The organism is Mycobacterium shottsii, assembly GCF_010728525.1.
Taxonomy (GTDB): Bacteria; Actinomycetota; Actinomycetes; order Mycobacteriales; family Mycobacteriaceae; genus Mycobacterium; species Mycobacterium marinum.
The window spans coordinates 1,132,994-1,148,911 of record NZ_AP022572.1; the positions used below are offsets into that span (position 1 = coordinate 1,132,994).

A 15,918-nucleotide genomic window follows, 5' to 3' on the forward strand; every position below is an offset into this window, starting at 1 on the left:
ACCGCCGACCATCGGCCACGACGCGTAGATCTGCGCCAGCGGGGTCGTAGATTTGCGCATTGCCGAGAGCGCACCTACGCGCTGACGCCGATGTTTCGCCACCTACACCCCAGCGATGCTGGCTAGCATGAGCGAGATCGACCCACGCGTGGAAGCACCGCTGGTGGACTGGAGTGATGTCGACATGGGCGAGCTGCTGCCGACCGGAACGGTCACCTTGCTGCTCGCCGATGTCGAAGCCTCTACCCGGCTGTGGCAGAACCAGCCCGAGCCGATGACGGCAGCCGTCGCGCGCCTTGATTCCGTGCTGGCCACGACCGTCGCGACTCATCATGGGGTGCGGCCGGTCGAGCAGGGTGAGGGTGACAGCTTTGTGGTTGCCTTCGCTTCCGCTCGCGAGGCCATCGCATGTGCGTTGGACTTGCAGCGATCACCGCTGGGGCCGATCCGGCTGCGCATCGGCGTACACACCGGCGATATCCAGTTGCGCGACCCCAATGACCCGACCAACTACATCGGACCCACCATCAATCGCACCGCACGCATACGCGACCTGGCCCATGGCGGCCAAACCGTAATATCCGGTGCCACGCAACTGCTGGTTCTCGACCAGCTGCCGGATGGGGCCTGGCTGGCTGATCTAGGGCTGCACCCGCTGCGGGACCTGCCCCGGCCGGAGCGCGTGGTGCAGCTGTGTCATTCCGGCCTGCAAAATGACTTCCCGCCGCTGCGGACTACCAAATCCATTGCTGTGCACAGGATGCCGGCGCGACTGACCCGGTTCGTGGGGCGTATCGCGCAGATGGCGGACGTGCGGTCCCTGTTGGCGGACAACCGGCTCGTCACGTTGACCGGCGCTGGGGGTGCGGGCAAGACACGCCTCGCGGTGGAGATCGCGGCCAGCGTGGTGGACGAGTTCGGTGATGGCCTCTGGTACGTCGACCTCGCGCCGGTCAGCCACGCCGAGGCCGTTCCGCTGACGGTGGCCCGCGCGCTGGGCCTGTCCGATCAACCGGGGCGCTCAACGGTGGATGCGCTCGCGCGGTTCATCGGTGAGCACCAAGTGCTCGTCGTGCTCGACAACTGCGAGCACCTACTGGATGCGACGGCTGCCCTGCTGCTGGAATTGACCGGCCGCTGTCCGGCAGTGCGGCTACTCGCCACCAGCCGAGAACCCCTAGGTATGCCGGGCGAGGTGACGTTCCTGGTGCCGTCGCTGTCGGTGACCGAAGCCACTGAGCTATTCACCGACCGGGCGCGGCGCGTTCGCCCGGACTTCGCGGTGACCGACGACAACACGACCGCGGTCACCGAGATCTGCAATCGGCTGGACTGCATGCCGTTGGCGATCGAACTGGCCGCCGCGCGAGTCCGAGCCCTGTCCATCGAGGAGATCCGCACGGGCCTGCACGACCGGTTTCGGCTACTCACCGGAGGCGCACGAACCGTGGTGCGTCGCCAGCAGACCTTACGGGCGTCGGTGGACTGGTCCCATGCGCTGCTGACCGAGCCGGAGCGGGTGCTGTTCCGCCGAATCGCAGTCTTTCTCGGGGGCTTCGACCTCGACGCCGCCCAAGCCGTCGCGGGTGACTCGCAGGTGCAGCGCTACCAGGTCGTCGACGAACTCGCGCTGCTCGTCGACAAGTCGCTTGTGATCGCCGAAAGCGGCGGGGGGCCCAACGCGCTACCGGCTTCTCGAGACCGTGCGTCAATACGCACAAGAGAAGCTCGCGGAATCCGGCGAAGTCGAGGCGGTTCGCTCCCGCCACGTCACTTACTACAAGTCAGTGGCGAAGCTGTTGGACGCGCCCACGGGCACCGACCATGAACGCAGGCTCGCGCAGGCCGAGGAGGAGCTCGACAATCTACAAAGCGCGTTCGGATCGAGCCTGGAGACGCGCGACTTCGACAGCGCACTGGAGCTGGCCACTTCGCTTCACCCGGTGTGGATGACGCGCGGCCAGGGCCGAGAGGGACTGGCCTGGTTGGAAGCTGGGCTGGGTAATGAGGATCTCCAGGTGTCTCCTTCGACCCTGGCGCGCGCGCTCGCCGACAAGGTGACTTTGTTGGCGTGGACGGGGTCGATGGCAGGGTTTGATGACGCCGAGCGTGCCCTGACGATTGCGCACGAGCTGGCCGACCCCGCACTGTTGATCCGCGCGCTCGTCGCCCGCGGGGTGATCACGGCCTACGACGCCGACGTCGCGCGCCCCTACTTCGACGAGGCGGCCCAGCTCGCGCGCGAACTCGGGGATTCCTGGCGATTGAGCCAGATCCTGAGCCTGCAGACCCGGGCGGCGATGGCCGCCGGAGACCCGATTGCGCTCGAGGCGGCGGGCGAGGAGGGGCTGCGGATCGCGGAGGCGATCGGCGATCGCACGACGTCTCGGGAGTGCCGTGGTGCGCTCGGCTGGATGCGCGCCTGGCGGGGAGATCCGATCGGAGCACTGCACCAACTCGGCGAGGCAATCGCCGAAGCCAGCGCGGCCTACGATCTGTTGCTGCTGATGATAAGTCAAGTGGTGCAGGGATTTACCTATGCCTACGTCGGTGACGCAGACGGCGCGTGCGCCTGCGTGGATGCCGTCTTCGCCAGTTCGGCGGAGTTGGTGGGCGCCAACGAGGGGCTCGGCTATGCGACAGCCGCAATTGCGTGGCAGGCCGCAGGGGATGCGACGGCGGCCTGGCAGGCCTATCAGAAGGCCCGCGAACTCGTGGGTATGGACCCGCAGATGGCCGGCGTTTTTCCCTTTGGGGCGTTGGCGCCGTTGGTGAGTGGGGACCTGAGCGCGGCGCGCCGTTGGGCCGACGACGTCGTGTCGACCAGCTACGTCTGCTACCTATCGGTGGCGCTGACGGCCCGGGCGCGGGTCGCGCTGGCGCAGGGTGAACTGGGGCAGGCCGATCGGGATAGCCATGCCGCCCTGTCGTGTAGCGCGGCAAACGGGACGACTCTAGGAGTCGCCGACACCTTGGAATGTCTCGCCGAGCTGGCAGCCACTGAGGGCGATCGCCGAGAGGCCGCCCGGTTGTTGGCTTCCGCTGAGGCGATTCGGCACCGCACCGGCGAAGTCCGCTTGAAAATCCTCGACGCGCACTGCGAAGTCGTTCTCGCCGAACTTCGCAACGAGTTGGGGGAGCAGGACTTTGCCGCGGTGTGGGGACAGGGCGCGGCCATCTCGACGGACGAGGTGATCAGCTATGTGCGGCGTGGCCGGGGCACGCGCAGGCGGCTCAGCAGCGGATGGGGTTCGCTCACCCCTACCGAGCATGACGTCGTTCGACTGGTTCAGGAAGGGCTGTCCAACAAGGACATCGCCGCGCGGATGTTCATCTCACCGCGTACCGTGCAAACCCACCTCACCCACGTCTACACCAAACTCGGGTTGACCTCGCGGATCCAGCTCGTTCATGAGGTCGCCCGTCACGCCTGATCCGGATCACGGCGGGCGACGCGGGCGCCGACGGAGGTATCGCGCTGTTGGCGGTCTAGGGAAGAAACACAACGCGCCGGTCCGCGCCCAGCGGGCGCGTCCAGGCCGACGTTACGTCGCTTAGTGGCATCGCCTGGGTACGGACCTCGAATTCGCCCGCGGTGACGGCTTGGGCGATCCCGGGAATGTCGTTGCGGATGTCGCATTCGGATACGGAGCCGATGCCGCTCCCGACGATCTGCAGGCGAGTGGAGCGCAGGGCCGCCGAGACGATATCGGCGCTGGGGCCACCCGTCGAGCCGATTTGGATCCAGATGAGCTCTTCGTGCGGGTCGCGACGATTGGTGACCAGGTCGACCATGCCTTTGGCGGTGGGCGGTCCCCACACGTAGTCGAGGACGACGTCGACATCGCCGGCCGCTCCGAGCTGATCAAGGGTGAGTGTGCGGTCGGCGACCAACGAGGTCAGTTCGCTGAGCCGCTGACGATTGCGTCCGGCGGCGATGACCTCCGCGGCTCCGAAACGTTTCGCGACCTGGATTGCCATGCCCCCGGAGCTGCCTGTCGCGCCGAGGATCAGGACTCGTGATCCCGGTTTGAAGTTGATCCGATTTCGTAGCGCCACCCACGACGAGAGCACGGGGTTGACCGCGGCGGCCACCGTGACCGGATCGGCGTCGTCGGGCAGCGCGACGGCCCACTGCTGGTCAATGATTGTCCGCTGCGCCATGGTGCCCAGCGTGGTGTCCGCGAGATGGGCGTAGTAGAGCGTGCCCTCGGCGTCGCGGACCACGGCATCGATACCGGGCACGAACGGAAGCTCGCCGGTGCTGGTGTAGTGCGACCCGTCGGCTTGGGCGCGAACCCGCGGATGCAGTGCCGTGGCGACCACGTCGACGATCAGTTCCCCCGGCTTGGTTGAGGTGGGATCGGGGAAATCCCCGTAGTGGGGCGGCTCATCGAAGGTGCGGACGATCGCGGCTTTCATGGTGTCCATTTTCTCCCCGGTCATGCGGGGCGCGGGCGACTCCGCGCGATTGCCAGGGGTGGATTCGAGTAAAAATATGGTACTACGAACTATTATAGTTCGCAATCCAACGGCAAGCATCACGAGAAATGCCCGTGAAGCGTCCTCGGTGCATCACGTAAAAATGCCCGCGAAACGGTCGATCCTTGGCAGGCATGGGAAGTGGGCTGTCGATGTCGTCTCGGGCCGAGATCACCGCGAAGTTCGCCAGGGCGTATGTGGGGGCGCCGAAGGCGGACAAGGGGCAGATTCTGGATCAGGTGGTGGCGGTCACCGGCTGGTCGCGTGACAACGCCCGGCGGCGGTTGAGGGCGGCGGCCGCGCCGCCGGGAGCGGGTCGGCAGGTCGCCAAACGGACTCGCCGGCAACGCAATCCGAAGTACTCCTAGGATGCGCTCAAGGTGTTGCAGAAGGTGTGGGCGGCCTCAGGCGGGCAGTGCGGCCGGTACCTGGCCGCTTCCATGGCACTTCAGTTGGATGCTCTAGAACGCCACGGCGAACTGGTGGACGGCCGTGACCGTTACGGCCCGGCGGTGCGTGCCGAGCTGTTGGCGATGAGCAGCGCCACGATCGACCGCTACCTGCGCGGCGCCAAGGCCCGCGACCAGATCTCGGGTGTGTCGACGACGAAACCCTCCCGCTGCTGCGGTCCTCGATCACCATCTGCAAAGCAGGCGATGAGGCCGAAGAATCTCCGGGGTTCTTCGAAGGCGACACCGTGGCGCACTGCGGCCCGACACTGAAAGGTGAGTTCGCCCGCACGGTCAACCTCACCGACATGCACATCGGCTGGGTGTTCACCCGCACGGTGCGCAACAACGCCCACCCCCACATCCTGGGCGCCCTCAAAACCGGAATTACTAAAATCCCTATAAGGTAACGGGTTTGGACTTCGACAACGGCACCGAATTCCTCAATAAGGCGGTCATCAAGTGGGCCGCGGACATGGAGATCTTCTTCACCCGCTCACGACCCTACAAGAAGAACGACCAGGCCACCATCGAGTCCAAAAACAACCACCTCGTGCGTCGCTACGGGTTCTACTACCGCTACGACACCGACGAAGAACGCGCCGTGCTCAACCGGCTGTGGCACCTGGTCAACGACCGGCTCAACTACCTGACCCCCACCATCAAACCCATCAGCTACGGCTGCAGCCGCGACGGTCACCGCCGCCGGCTCTACGACAAGCCCCAGACCCCTGGACCGGCTGCTGGCCGCCGGAGTCCTCTCAGCGGCCCAACAAACAGAGCTGCTCACCTACCGCAACAGCCTCAACCCCGCCGCGATCGCCCACCAGATCGCCGACCTGCAAGCCGCCCTGCTCAGACTCGCCAAAGACAAGACCGAACAGCTCTACCTCGCCGCCATACCCGCCGCTCTACCCGCCCTCAAAGCCGGCATCCGCATCAAAAGCAAGACCACCAGCTGACCCCGATTTCGCGGGCATTCCTTACGTGATGCATGAACCAGGTTTCGCAGGCATCTTGACTTGATGCATCACGTCCAATCTATTTGGATATGGTTGTCGCCATGAGTGGTGACGGTTCGCCCGGCAAACAACTCGCGGATGATCTGCGAGATGCGCTGGTGCAAACATCTTTTGCGCTGATGGCGGTGCTTACCGAAGTGGCCGCCGAACACGACCTGTCGCTGACGCAGTTGCGCGTGCTGGGCATCATGCGCGATCGTGAACCGACGATGGGCGAGCTGGCGAGCTACACGGGCTTGGAGCGCTCCACGGTCAGTGGGCTGATCGAGCGCGCGGCGGCGCGCGGCCTGGTCGTCAAGACCGCCGATGAGAACGACGGCCGCGCGGTGCGGGTGAACCTCACCACTGGGGCCCGCCGCCTGGAGCGGGAAACCACCAAGGCGATTGAGCAGTGGATCGCACCAATGCTGGGGCGGTTGAGCACCAGGGAACAGCAGCGCCTGGCGGCGTTACTGAGCAAAACGCTGGAGCGCTGATGTTGCGGTCGCGCCGCGCAAACGCGCCCGTTCAGCTGGCTGCGCTGGCCTTCAGCGTCGCCAGGGCATCGGTGCTCAATCGGGCCAGCTCGTCGGCCTCGCCACCGTCGAGCGCGGCACCGAAAATCTCGGCTATCCGGCGGTTGGTCGCCTCCTCGACCGCGGCGTAGCGGTCCTTCTTGTCCGTGCCATCGGCGAACGGCTCGGGCCAGCCGAACATGGTCGTGTACTCATGTCCCTTGTTGAGCATGTGTGCTTCGACCGGGGTGATGCCGGAAATGGTGAGGGCGTTGAAATGAACACCGGCCCGCAGCTCCCGCAAGACAAACATCACCTGCAGCGCCCGCGCCGCGGCGTCGTCGGCCAACGCCATGGTGCGCCACCCGGCATACAGCGGCAGGCCCGCGTCCGGTGTCGCCGCGATGATCTTCTCGCCCAGCGCCGCGATGCGATCCAGCCCCGTGGCGGCGGCCAGATACTTGCGGGCGAAGCCGGCGACCTGGTCCCAGTAGAGCTCGGCCGCACCGATCGCGCCGCGAACCGCGATGCCCGTTTCCCACATCCCATGGATGAAACTGGGTTCGAATACCGCGAAGACCGAATGCACCGTGACGCCGGTGGTCTCGCCCAGTACACCGGCGCGGCCCGCCACATATCCCGCGAACGGGTGCTCGTATCCGGCCTCGATGCTTTCGGCGAAGGTGTCCGGGTGCAGCATGAACACCGCGACCGCTTGTTCGATGGGTGAGCCCGCGGCACGGGCGGCGTCGAACATGTCGCTATCGCTCATGAAAATTCTCCTTCGCTGGGGTTTCCAACCTACCAACGCGGTGCGCTGGCCCAGCATGAATGTCTGACCTCAGTCGTGGACGATCACGCCGCGAATGTTCTTGCCGTCGCGCAGATCTTGATAGCCCTGGTTGACATCTTCGAGTCGATATTGGGTGGTGATCAGCTCGTCGAGTTTGAGTTGGCCGGCGTCGTAGAGCCGGAGTAGGCGCACGATGTCGTATTGGGGATTGGCCGATCCGAACAGTGTGCCCTTGATCGTCTTCTCGTTGAGGGTCAGATCCAGGCCCGACAGTTGCACCGTGAGCTTCTCCGGATTCGCCAACCCGTAGATTACCACGGTGCCGCCCTTGCCGATCACCGCTGTCGCGGCACTGACCACTTCCGTGTCGACCGTGCCGACCAGAATGAGCGCTTGGTCCGCGCCTTGGCCCCAGGTGATTTCGTTGACCTTCGCGGCCGCGCTGGCCGCGTCGGGGAAGGCATGGGTAGCGCCGAATTTCAGCGCGGTGTCCCGCTTGAACGCAACCGGATCGACCACCACGACGTGTTTGGCTCCGGCGCTCACCGCTCCTTGTACGGCGTTGATGCCCAGCCCGCCCGCGCCTTAGATGACCGTCGTGTCGCCGGGCCGCACGCCCCCGGCATATACCGAGGTACCCCAGCCGGTCGGAACTCCGCAGCCCACCAGCACCGCGGTGGTCAGCGGCAGCCAGTCGTCGATCTTGACCACCGAGTGCTGCGAGATGGTGGCGCGCTCGGAGAAGGTGCCGAGCATGCACATCGCACCGAAGTCCACCCCCTTGCGGTGGAAGCGGAAGCTGCCATCGCTCATGCATCCTTCGAGGATGGTTGCGCCCATGTCGCAAAGGTTCTGCCGTCCGGTGGAACAGTATCGGCAGGTGCCGCAGTTGGGGATGAAGGAGCACACGACGTGGTCCCCGGGTTTGACCTTGCTGACCCCGGGACCGACTTCCTCGATGACGCCCGATCCTTCGTGGCAGCCGACAATCGGATACCGCGGTGGCAGGTCGCCGTCGGTCAGGTGCAGGTCTGAGTGGCACAACCCCGCGGCGGTGTATTTGATCAGTACTTCGCCGACGCGGGGACCGTCGAGTTCGAGATCCATGATCTCGAAGGGCTTGCCCGCTTCCAGCAACACGGCTGCTGTGGTCTTCATTATGCGCTCCTGATCGAATTGCTTAGGTGGAGAGCTTCTTAGAGGGCTATGTGGACGGCGTGGCCATGGTTTTCATCAGATACCCCCGGCACGTTGCTGGTCAAGGTGGTTCGCCGGTTTGGTGGTGCGCGGTGTCATACCGAGATCGATTCCACGGCCGGATAGAACCTGTCGGCGTGGATGCGCGCCTCGGGCAGGCCCTTCGCCTCTAGGAGCCGGCCGACGTCGTTGCACATCTCGGGCGCGCCGCACAGGTAGGCGTCATAGGGTGAGGCGTCCCTGATGTCGGTGGCGATGGCCCGGGTGACGCGCCCGGATCGACCGTTGGGCACCGGGTCGGGCGCCTGCTGCGACAGGCACGGAATGAACCGGAAATCCTTCAATCGCGTCGAGAGCGCCGCGATCTCATCCAGGTACACCAGATCGCGGATGAAGCGTGCTCCGTAATAGAAACGGAAGGGCACGTCCGGGTTCTGTTCGGCGGGATCGGTGAGCATGGACAGGAGGGGCGCGATCCCGGAGCCGGTCGCGACGGCGATAACCGGATGCTCGGTGTCGCGCAGAAACATGGTGCCGAACGGCGCTTCCAGATGCAGCGTGGAGCCCGGTTCGATCCGGTCCAGCACCTTGTTGAACAAGCCATTCGGCACGCGTTTGATGCAGAAGGTCAGCTCGCGCGCCGAACTCGGCGGGTTGACCAGTGAGTAGGAGCGGCGTTCGCCGCTATCCAGGGTGAACTCCGCATACTGACCGGCGCGAAAGCTCAGCGGATCGTCGAGCTCCACCCGCAGCTCGATCAGGTTCGAGGTCCGGGTCCGCAGCCCGAGGAACTTGGCCCGCCTTCGGCTGGGCGGGGTCATCGGTGGCAGCGCCTCGGCGCCGTCGTTCTGCTGGATCTCGATAACCAGATCACTGCGGGCAAACGTGCAGCAGAGCAGAATCGCCCCGTTCTCGCGTTCGTCCCGCGGGATCGCGTACACCGAGGCCGCCGAGTCATCGACGTCACCGTCGATGAGCCAGTGCTTACACGATGAGCAGTTGCCGTGCCGGCATCCGTATTGCAGATTGATGCCGCTACGCAGGGCCGCAGACAGAATGTCCTCGTCGGGGCCCACCAGGAATTCCTCGGCCCCGGGCTCGAGGGTTACCCGCGCCATGGTGCTGCTCAGCTGCTCGCCGGTTCGAGCTGGGACATCTCGGAGGTGATGACGAACGCGTCGTCCTCGACCCGGGCGCGCCCGTAGTAGCTCGACATGACCACCAGAAAACGCGACATGGTCAGCGGCTTCCCGAGAAACTCTTCGACCTCGGCCAACGGGATACGGATCATGCCCTCGGTCTCGCACAGGTAGAACGTGTGTCTGTCCTGGATCCGGACCTGCGGGCATTCCGCGGTGAAGTAGGCGACGGTCCCGTCGGCCTCTTCGCTCTTCATCAAGACGATGCCGACGGTCGTCGATGCGTGCTGTTCCCTGGCGCTCATGACGTCACCTCCACCGGCGCGCGCAGGCCCGCCAGCTCGAGGATGTCTGCGGTCGCGCTGACGACGCGCCGTTTGGCCTGTTCACCACCACCGGAGCCGACCGGGGCGGCGTCGAAGACCGGCAAGAACGCATCGACGGCGGCCAACGCGTCCGGATACCAGGAATCCACCTAGCGCTGCATGAGGTCGCGGTTTTCTGCCGCCGGTACCGGCCGGCCCGCGCGGTCGGTGTCGGCGGTGAGCATCTTGACCAGCGCTTGCGTTGCGGCACGGTTGCGACGCCGGTCGGCCTCCACCGTCATCTCGATCACCGCGGTGACCGGGTCCCCGTGCAACGGGGCCAGCCGGCGGAAGAACTCGCTGCCGATCACCGTGGCTATCAGCGGCTCTACCACCAGATTGGTCATCGTCACCATCTCGCCCCAGTCCCGCAGCGAAAGGAGCCGTTCGACCAGGCGGCGGGCCCCCTGGCAGGCCGGGTCGTTGAGCCAGGCCTCCCGGCCGGCCCCTTCGGTGTAGCCGGGCGCCTGTTCGTAGAGGCCCAGGCTGTAGAGGGCGATGTCCTGCTGGTGCCGAAGCCGGTCCATCGCGCTGAAGGTGTATGTCATCGACAGCGTGTCCGACAAGGCCTCCCTGGTGACGAACGCGTGCGCCTTGAACATCCCCCACTCGAAGGAGCCGTACGCCTCGTAGTAGCGCGCCACGAGGTGCAGCCAGTCCAGTGCGATCTCGCCCAATGCGCCGTTGGCCTTCGCCGATGAACTTGCCCCGGCGATGGACCGTTCCTGTTGGGCCGCCATGTTGATGTAGGACCGCTGCTACAGCCCGGATGGGTCGCGATAGTCGAACCAATTCGGGTGGACCAGTGCGGTGGTCCGGGCGTCCTGGCAGCCCAGCCCGTCCGGGCGCAGTAGATACCAACCGCCGGAGTCGAACTGGCCCATGTCGGGCTGGGCGTTGCAGATGACGGCCTCGTATTCGGACAGTCGGCGCTTCTGGGGCTGGATGTAGGTCAGCTCGCGCTCCGAGTAGAATCCCTCACCAATAGCCTCGGGAGTCGCGCCTTCGGAAATTGCTCCGGTTGTCATCAGATCTCCGTGAAGGCTTCGGCGGGAAGCGCTTTGAGCGGATCCTGGATGGCGACCCCGGTGCGCCGAATGTCGTCGATGGTCCACAGCCAGCGTTCGTCGGTGTGCACGTGCGGCTGCCCCATCAGCGTCTTGCCATCGGATCGAAGCAGATGATTGATCTCGATGTAGCGCCACAGCTCGATGCCGTCATTGACTTCCCACCAGGTCTTGCCAGTGTGCCGATGCGGGGCCTGGCGGAAGATGTGCTGGCAGGCCTGCGAGCAAAATGCGTGCCGCTGGCCGGCCTTGTCGACCGATAGCCGGATCTCGTTGACGTCAATCCTGGTGAAGACCGCGGGCATCTGGCATACCCGACATATCGGTGGCATGGCCGGGAACAGTCCGAGCGCGAGTTGGCCGTTGCGGGGATCGGCCATCTGCCGGTACGCGCGCCAGAAGTCGCCGTAGTACTTCTCCCAGCCGGGGTACTTGTCTTCGAAGAAGGTGAAGTCCTCGTCGGTCATGTAGTCCGACCGCCAGGCATGCACCGGCCACAACGCTGCGGACACCATCGCCGCCGTGTGACCGCCCCATTCCACGTGCCGTTTGGCGTCGTCCATCCACCGGGGCACATGCAGGCCGAACGGCTCCAGCCGCTCGATGTAACTACCGGCCCAGTCCTCCCAGATCCATTGCTGCCAGAACTCTTTGTAGGACTTCACCCGAGCCTTCGAGAAGTAGTCGTTGACGCCACCAAGGAAGTTGTCGATGAAGGCGTGCTGACGCCAGAACGCCGTGTCGAAGTCTTCCTGGAGCATCGGCAAGTTGTCGGGTTCGCTCAGTACCGCCGCCAGCGTTGCATAGCCGTTTGCCATGTGCCGCGCCTCGTCGGACTGGACCGACAGGAGGACCGACGGGGTCGCCTGATCCCCGTTCGCGGCCGCCACCTCGGTCAAAGACACGAACAGCGGGTTGGTGTAGGCGGTCTCGGCAACGACCTGAAGATTGAGCGAATTGGTGATCGGGTCGTCGTTCATGAACGCTTCGAACACGGCCCGCGCCGGTCGTCCGATCGGGTCGTTGGCGCGCATCTCGAAGCCGGAATTGAACCCGGCGGGGTCGGGCGCGTGCTTGGCGAAGTAGCGCATCAAGTACGCCTCTTGATTGGTGTGGCGCACTTCGTCGATCATCTGGGCCAGGTACCCCTGGCGCAGTTCGTGGTTTTCCACCGTGTCGATGAGCATGGCCGTGCATTTCATCGCGGCGTACTCACCGAAGTCGACGAAGGCCAGGACCGGCTTCAAGACCTCCATGAAACGCAGCTCGACCTGAGCCGAGTTGTTCATCCGGCTCAACGCATCTTCGAGCGCACCGTATTGGCGGCTGTCTTTTTCCTCCTCCATGCCCACGTACTCGCGCACCAGGGTGCGGAACGGGTCTTTGGTCCTTGGCGGGATCTTGTACTTGGTCGGGTACAACGCGTCTCGATGGAAGTAGCTGGGCTCCCAGTCGAAAGACTTGATCTTCTCGTGCTGGGTTGTGATCGATGCCGTCATTGGCGTTCTCCTCTTGCCCCTATGTACAAGCCCGTGCGCAGTTCAGCACTGCTGAGACCAGGATCACACCAGCCGCCGGTCTGCACTACCTCCGATCGGAGGTCGCGACGACGGCTTTTGCCCGGGAGCCAACCGGCATGGGGCTACAGTCGAATCGTGCATCCGCACGGAGGAAGCCAGGACGGCTCACTTGTGCATTCCGCTGCCGCGAACACAGCCCCTGAGGCGGTGCGCGTACTCGTGGTCGATGACCATCCGATCGTGCATCTGGGCGTGGAGCGGCTCGTGCAGGGCAACCCGAGGGTCCAGATGTGCACGGGCGCACGCAATGTGAAAACCGGCGTCGCGGTCGCCGCTGCCGAACGGCCGCACGTGGTGTTGTTGGATCTGCATCTGCCCGACATGGCGCTGCCGGAAGCCGCCGCCGCGCTGCGAGGGGCTTGCCTGGGCGTCAAGCTCATCTTGTTCACCGGGGACAGCAAGCCGACGGTGAGTCAGGTTGCGGGACTGGTCGGGATGGACGCGGTGGTGCACAAGGACAACGCGTGCGCCGTACTGGTCACCGCGATCGAAGAGGTCGCCGCCGGACGGCGATTCTGCGACCCGGTGATCAGCACCGGCAATCCGCTGGAGCTTTCCCGGCGCGAGTATCAGGTGCTAGAGCAGCTGGCGATCGGCGAGACCAACGCGCAGATCGCCCAAAAGCTGCAGCTGGCACCCAACACCGTGAAGTCCTACGTGCAGTCGCTGTTGGCGCACCTCGATGCCCGCAACCGATTGGACGCGGTGATCAAGGCCCAACAGGCCGGAATGCTCTAGCCGCGGGAACCCACGCCTGTACGGTGCCGCCGCCCTCCTCATTGGCCGTGCACGACAACCACCCGCCCACCCGTTCGATGCGCTCGACGGTGGCCCGCAGCCCCAACCCGCGCCGGTGCTCGGACGCGATGTCGGGGGCCGTACCGTCGTCGGCCACGGTCAGCCCGACACCGTCTTCTGCGCGGTAGAGGCTGACCACCACGGAGTGAGCGCCGGCATGTTTTTCCACATTGAGCAGGGCTTCGCGGGCGGTGCGCCGCAGCGCATCGGTCCTGGCCGAATCCAGTAGCGGCAGGTCGCCCAAGACCACCAGTTCCGCGGCGGTACCGGTGCGCGTGGCGAAGTCCCGGCAATCACCTTCCAGCGTGACTGCCAGCGCCTTGTCCTCCGGCAGGTCATGCAACGACAAGGTCTGAGCCCGCAACTCCGACGTCGCGCGTTCGGTGAGCACCAGCGCATCCGACAGCAGCTCTTCGCGACGGCCGGGCTCGGTTTCCTCCTGCGCCGACATCAACGCCACCCGCAGGCTGAACAACGTCGCGCCGACGGAATCATGCAACCGGATCGCCAGGCGTTGGCGTTCGCCGAACGCGGCGACCTCGGCCATCTCCCGGGCGCTGTCGGCAACCTCCATGGCGACCGCCGCCTGCCGCGCCAGGGAAAGCAGCTCCGCCCGGTCACGGTCGGTCCAGGCCACCGGCGACCGCCGGGCCGTGTAGAGCAGCCCGAGAGCCGGTGGGCACGCACGATCGGGGCAACCATCGCCGCCCGCAACCCCTCCGCGCGCACCGCGTGGTCGAAGTCGTGGGTGATGTCCCGGCTCATGCAGTAGTCCTGCACCGCGACAGTTCGGCGGAGCACGGCCGCCTGCCCGCCGAGCCCTTCCTGCGGCCCGATGACCAAGCCGTTGAGTTCTTCGGTGCGGCCGCCCACGACCGCGACCACTTCCATGGTGTCGTCCTCGGCGATCCGAGTGGCTCCGGCCGCCAGGTCCGCACCCAAGCGCCGGTGCACGACATCGGCACCATGGCGCAGCGCCGCTGTTCTGTCGAGCAGCGCCAACACCGCGTTGAACTCAGCATTGGTGTCCAGGTGCGTGGACCTCCTCGGCCAGCTTCGCCGTCGTTGGCGCTGGTTGACTCGAAATTAATCTCCTGTGTCCGGTTCGGGCAATATGTCCTCCCCGATGCTGGGACAGCGTCGTCTGGAATCCCGGAACCCAGCTGGGGTTGCCCCGGCTGTCGCCGCCCGCGGCGGCCTTCGCGGCCGACACCGACGAATCGGGTGAATGTCCGAGCGGGGGTTGATATTTGGCGGCCAACGACGGGAAGCGCGGGCTCGCTGCCGCTTCCCCGGCACGCGCTTGCCGGTTCGCGACTGGCCGAACGCGGGCCGAGACGCCGGTGGTCAAACCTCCGATCGGAGTTGTCGCGCATCGATGACTTCGTGCGATGTTTGGTCCGTGCACCGTATGCATAGCCATGCCGAGATGCCCAGCATCGATACCGCCCAGCTTTGTGGCGTGCGGGAGGTTCGGATCACCAAGGCCGCCGCCTATCTCCAGTTCGATGACGTGGACATCACCATCAAGGTGGTGGCGCCGCCGCGTGCCGGGGCGGCCGTGCTGGAGGCGGTCTGGGATGTCACCGCCCGGGAACCTGGTCCCGGCCTGGGCACGTGGTGGGGCAGTTGGCGCCGATTCCTGCCCGCGGGTCAAGACCAGCCCGAGCGTCGCGTCGCCGAGGAGATCCGCGACGCCGTCGATCGGATCCGCCAGATGTTGGACGCCCACGCGCAACAGGTAAGCCACCGGGGTGGTGGCCGGGCATAGGGTCGACCGGTGACGATCACCTATGACGAGGCGCTGCGTTTGCGGATTCGGGCCCGCCTGACGTCGCACGAGCGCCGCGCCGTCACCGATCCGACCAAGCGGCACGCGGCGGTTGCGGTGGTGCTGGTGGACTCCGAAGTCGGCGAGGACCGGGTGGATCCGGCGCCGGTCGACGAGTGGATCGGGGGGCGCCCGATGCCGGAGCCCGGACTCGACGGCCGCATGGTCGACGTGTCAGGGGGTGCGGCGTTCTTCCTGTGTCGCAGAGCATCTCGGCTCCGTGCGCATGCCGCCCAGTGGGCACTGCCGGGCGGACGCGTGGACCCGGGAGAAACCGCGATCGAGGCCGCGCTGCGCGAATTGGACGAAGAGATCGGCATCAGGCTGCCGGACTCGGCGGTGCTGGGCCTGCTCGATGATTACCCGACCCGATCGGGATATGTCATCACCCCGGTGGTGATCTGGGGTGGGGGCCGCCTCGATCCGCACCCGGTGCCCGACGAGGTGGTGGAGGTCTACCGGGTGGGCCTGCACCAACTGCAGCGTCAGGATTCGCCGCGGTTTGTCGCCATCCCGGAGAGCCCCAGGCCGGTCGTTCAAGTCCCGTTGGGAAACGACCTCATTCACGCGCCGACGGGTGCCGTGCTGCTGCAGGTGCGCTGGCTGTGCCTGGAAGGGCGAGACGATCCGGTCGACGAACTCGAACAACCGGTCTTCGCCTGGAAATAGGTCGGTGGGTAATCAGGCCGCTGCGGTGTGGC

The 15,918-nt window shown here is 65.7% G+C and carries 17 protein-coding genes and 2 pseudogenes; 9 read left to right on the top strand and 10 right to left on the bottom strand.

Going from position 1 to position 15,918, the window contains the following annotated elements:
- Window positions 1-115 precede the first annotated feature (115 nt).
- Window positions 116-3,434 (top strand): annotated as a pseudogene (locus G6N41_RS05335) (LuxR C-terminal-related transcriptional regulator).
- A 55-nt stretch (window positions 3,435-3,489) separates the two neighbouring features.
- On the opposite strand, the gene G6N41_RS05340 reads toward G6N41_RS05335, so the two are convergent.
- Window positions 3,490-4,422, bottom strand: a complete 933-nt coding sequence (locus tag G6N41_RS05340) for a zinc-binding alcohol dehydrogenase family protein (protein WP_198967728.1) — start codon at window positions 4,420-4,422, stop codon at window positions 3,490-3,492.
- Between the two features lie 212 nt (window positions 4,423-4,634).
- Here G6N41_RS05340 and G6N41_RS05345 point away from each other — a divergent pair, with 212 nt between their 5' ends.
- The 5 genes from G6N41_RS05345 (at window position 4,635) to G6N41_RS05365 (ending at window position 6,429) form a co-directional block, all read left to right on the top strand.
- Window positions 4,635-4,850 carry a hypothetical protein gene (locus tag G6N41_RS05345; RefSeq protein WP_198968062.1) on the top strand — a complete coding sequence of 72 codons (216 nt, stop codon included), beginning with the start codon at window positions 4,635-4,637 and terminating at the stop codon, window positions 4,848-4,850.
- Window positions 4,851-4,922: 72 nt separating this feature from the next.
- Window positions 4,923-5,204, top strand: coding sequence for a hypothetical protein (locus G6N41_RS05350; RefSeq protein ID WP_198965176.1), 282 nt, complete (start codon window positions 4,923-4,925; stop codon window positions 5,202-5,204).
- Window positions 5,180-5,341 carry a hypothetical protein gene (locus tag G6N41_RS05355; RefSeq protein WP_198913342.1) on the top strand — a complete coding sequence of 54 codons (162 nt, stop codon included), beginning with the start codon at window positions 5,180-5,182 and terminating at the stop codon, window positions 5,339-5,341. The genes G6N41_RS05350 and G6N41_RS05355 overlap by 25 nt, the downstream gene beginning before the upstream one ends.
- Window positions 5,342-5,346: 5 nt before the next feature.
- Window positions 5,347-5,922 carry a hypothetical protein gene (locus G6N41_RS28040; RefSeq protein ID WP_231608839.1) on the top strand — a complete coding sequence of 192 codons (576 nt, stop codon included), beginning with the start codon at window positions 5,347-5,349 and terminating at the stop codon, window positions 5,920-5,922.
- A 72-nt stretch (window positions 5,923-5,994) separates the two neighbouring features.
- Window positions 5,995-6,429, top strand: coding sequence for a MarR family winged helix-turn-helix transcriptional regulator (locus G6N41_RS05365; RefSeq protein WP_198966803.1), 435 nt, complete (start codon window positions 5,995-5,997; stop codon window positions 6,427-6,429).
- A 31-nt stretch (window positions 6,430-6,460) separates the two neighbouring features.
- Here G6N41_RS05365 and G6N41_RS05370 read toward each other — a convergent pair whose 3' ends face one another.
- The 8 genes and pseudogenes from G6N41_RS05370 to G6N41_RS05395 all read right to left on the bottom strand — a co-directional run bounded on the left by G6N41_RS05370 (window position 6,461) and on the right by G6N41_RS05395 (window position 12,507).
- Window positions 6,461-7,219 carry an SCO6745 family protein gene (locus G6N41_RS05370; protein WP_198966804.1) on the bottom strand — a complete coding sequence of 253 codons (759 nt, stop codon included), beginning with the start codon at window positions 7,217-7,219 and terminating at the stop codon, window positions 6,461-6,463.
- A 69-nt stretch (window positions 7,220-7,288) separates the two neighbouring features.
- Window positions 7,289-8,398 (bottom strand): annotated as a pseudogene (locus G6N41_RS05375) (NDMA-dependent alcohol dehydrogenase).
- Window positions 8,399-8,532: 134 nt separating this feature from the next.
- Window positions 8,533-9,555, bottom strand: coding sequence for a 2Fe-2S iron-sulfur cluster-binding protein (locus G6N41_RS05380; RefSeq protein ID WP_198966805.1), 1,023 nt, complete (start codon window positions 9,553-9,555; stop codon window positions 8,533-8,535).
- Between the two features lie 8 nt (window positions 9,556-9,563).
- Entirely contained in the window at window positions 9,564-9,881 is a 318-nt protein-coding gene (locus G6N41_RS05385; protein WP_198966806.1) for an MmoB/DmpM family protein, read from the bottom strand.
- Window positions 9,878-10,051 (bottom strand): hypothetical protein, encoded by a 174-nt coding sequence (locus G6N41_RS28045; protein WP_231608841.1) that lies wholly within the window; start codon window positions 10,049-10,051, stop codon window positions 9,878-9,880. The genes G6N41_RS05385 and G6N41_RS28045 overlap by 4 nt, the downstream gene beginning before the upstream one ends.
- Window positions 10,052-10,687: a ferritin family protein gene (locus G6N41_RS28050; RefSeq protein ID WP_259594264.1), complete on the bottom strand. Its 636-nt coding sequence runs from the start codon at window positions 10,685-10,687 to the stop codon at window positions 10,052-10,054.
- Window positions 10,688-10,699: 12 nt separating this feature from the next.
- A complete protein-coding gene (locus G6N41_RS28055; RefSeq protein WP_231608843.1) occupies window positions 10,700-10,969 on the bottom strand; it encodes a hypothetical protein in 270 nt (89 codons plus the stop codon).
- Window positions 10,969-12,507, bottom strand: a complete 1,539-nt coding sequence (locus tag G6N41_RS05395) for an aromatic/alkene/methane monooxygenase hydroxylase/oxygenase subunit alpha (protein ID WP_198966807.1) — start codon at window positions 12,505-12,507, stop codon at window positions 10,969-10,971. Before G6N41_RS05395 ends, G6N41_RS28055 begins: the two co-directional genes overlap by 1 nt.
- Window positions 12,508-12,747: 240 nt before the next feature.
- Here G6N41_RS05395 and G6N41_RS05400 point away from each other — a divergent pair, with 240 nt between their 5' ends.
- Entirely contained in the window at window positions 12,748-13,326 is a 579-nt protein-coding gene (locus tag G6N41_RS05400) for a response regulator transcription factor (protein WP_198967729.1), read from the top strand.
- Here G6N41_RS05400 and G6N41_RS05405 read toward each other — a convergent pair.
- Window positions 13,298-14,023 carry a sensor histidine kinase gene (locus G6N41_RS05405; protein WP_231608844.1) on the bottom strand — a complete coding sequence of 242 codons (726 nt, stop codon included), beginning with the start codon at window positions 14,021-14,023 and terminating at the stop codon, window positions 13,298-13,300. The genes G6N41_RS05400 and G6N41_RS05405 overlap by 29 nt on opposite strands.
- Window positions 14,024-14,815: 792 nt before the next feature.
- Between G6N41_RS05405 and G6N41_RS05410 the strand changes: the two genes are divergently transcribed.
- Both G6N41_RS05410 and G6N41_RS05415 read left to right on the top strand, forming a co-directional pair.
- A complete protein-coding gene (locus G6N41_RS05410) occupies window positions 14,816-15,157 on the top strand; it encodes a hypothetical protein (RefSeq protein ID WP_231608845.1) in 342 nt (113 codons plus the stop codon).
- 9 nt (window positions 15,158-15,166) lie between these two features.
- Window positions 15,167-15,886 (top strand): NUDIX hydrolase, encoded by a 720-nt coding sequence (locus tag G6N41_RS05415; RefSeq protein ID WP_198966808.1) that lies wholly within the window; start codon window positions 15,167-15,169, stop codon window positions 15,884-15,886.
- Window positions 15,887-15,918: the final 32 nt, after the last annotated feature.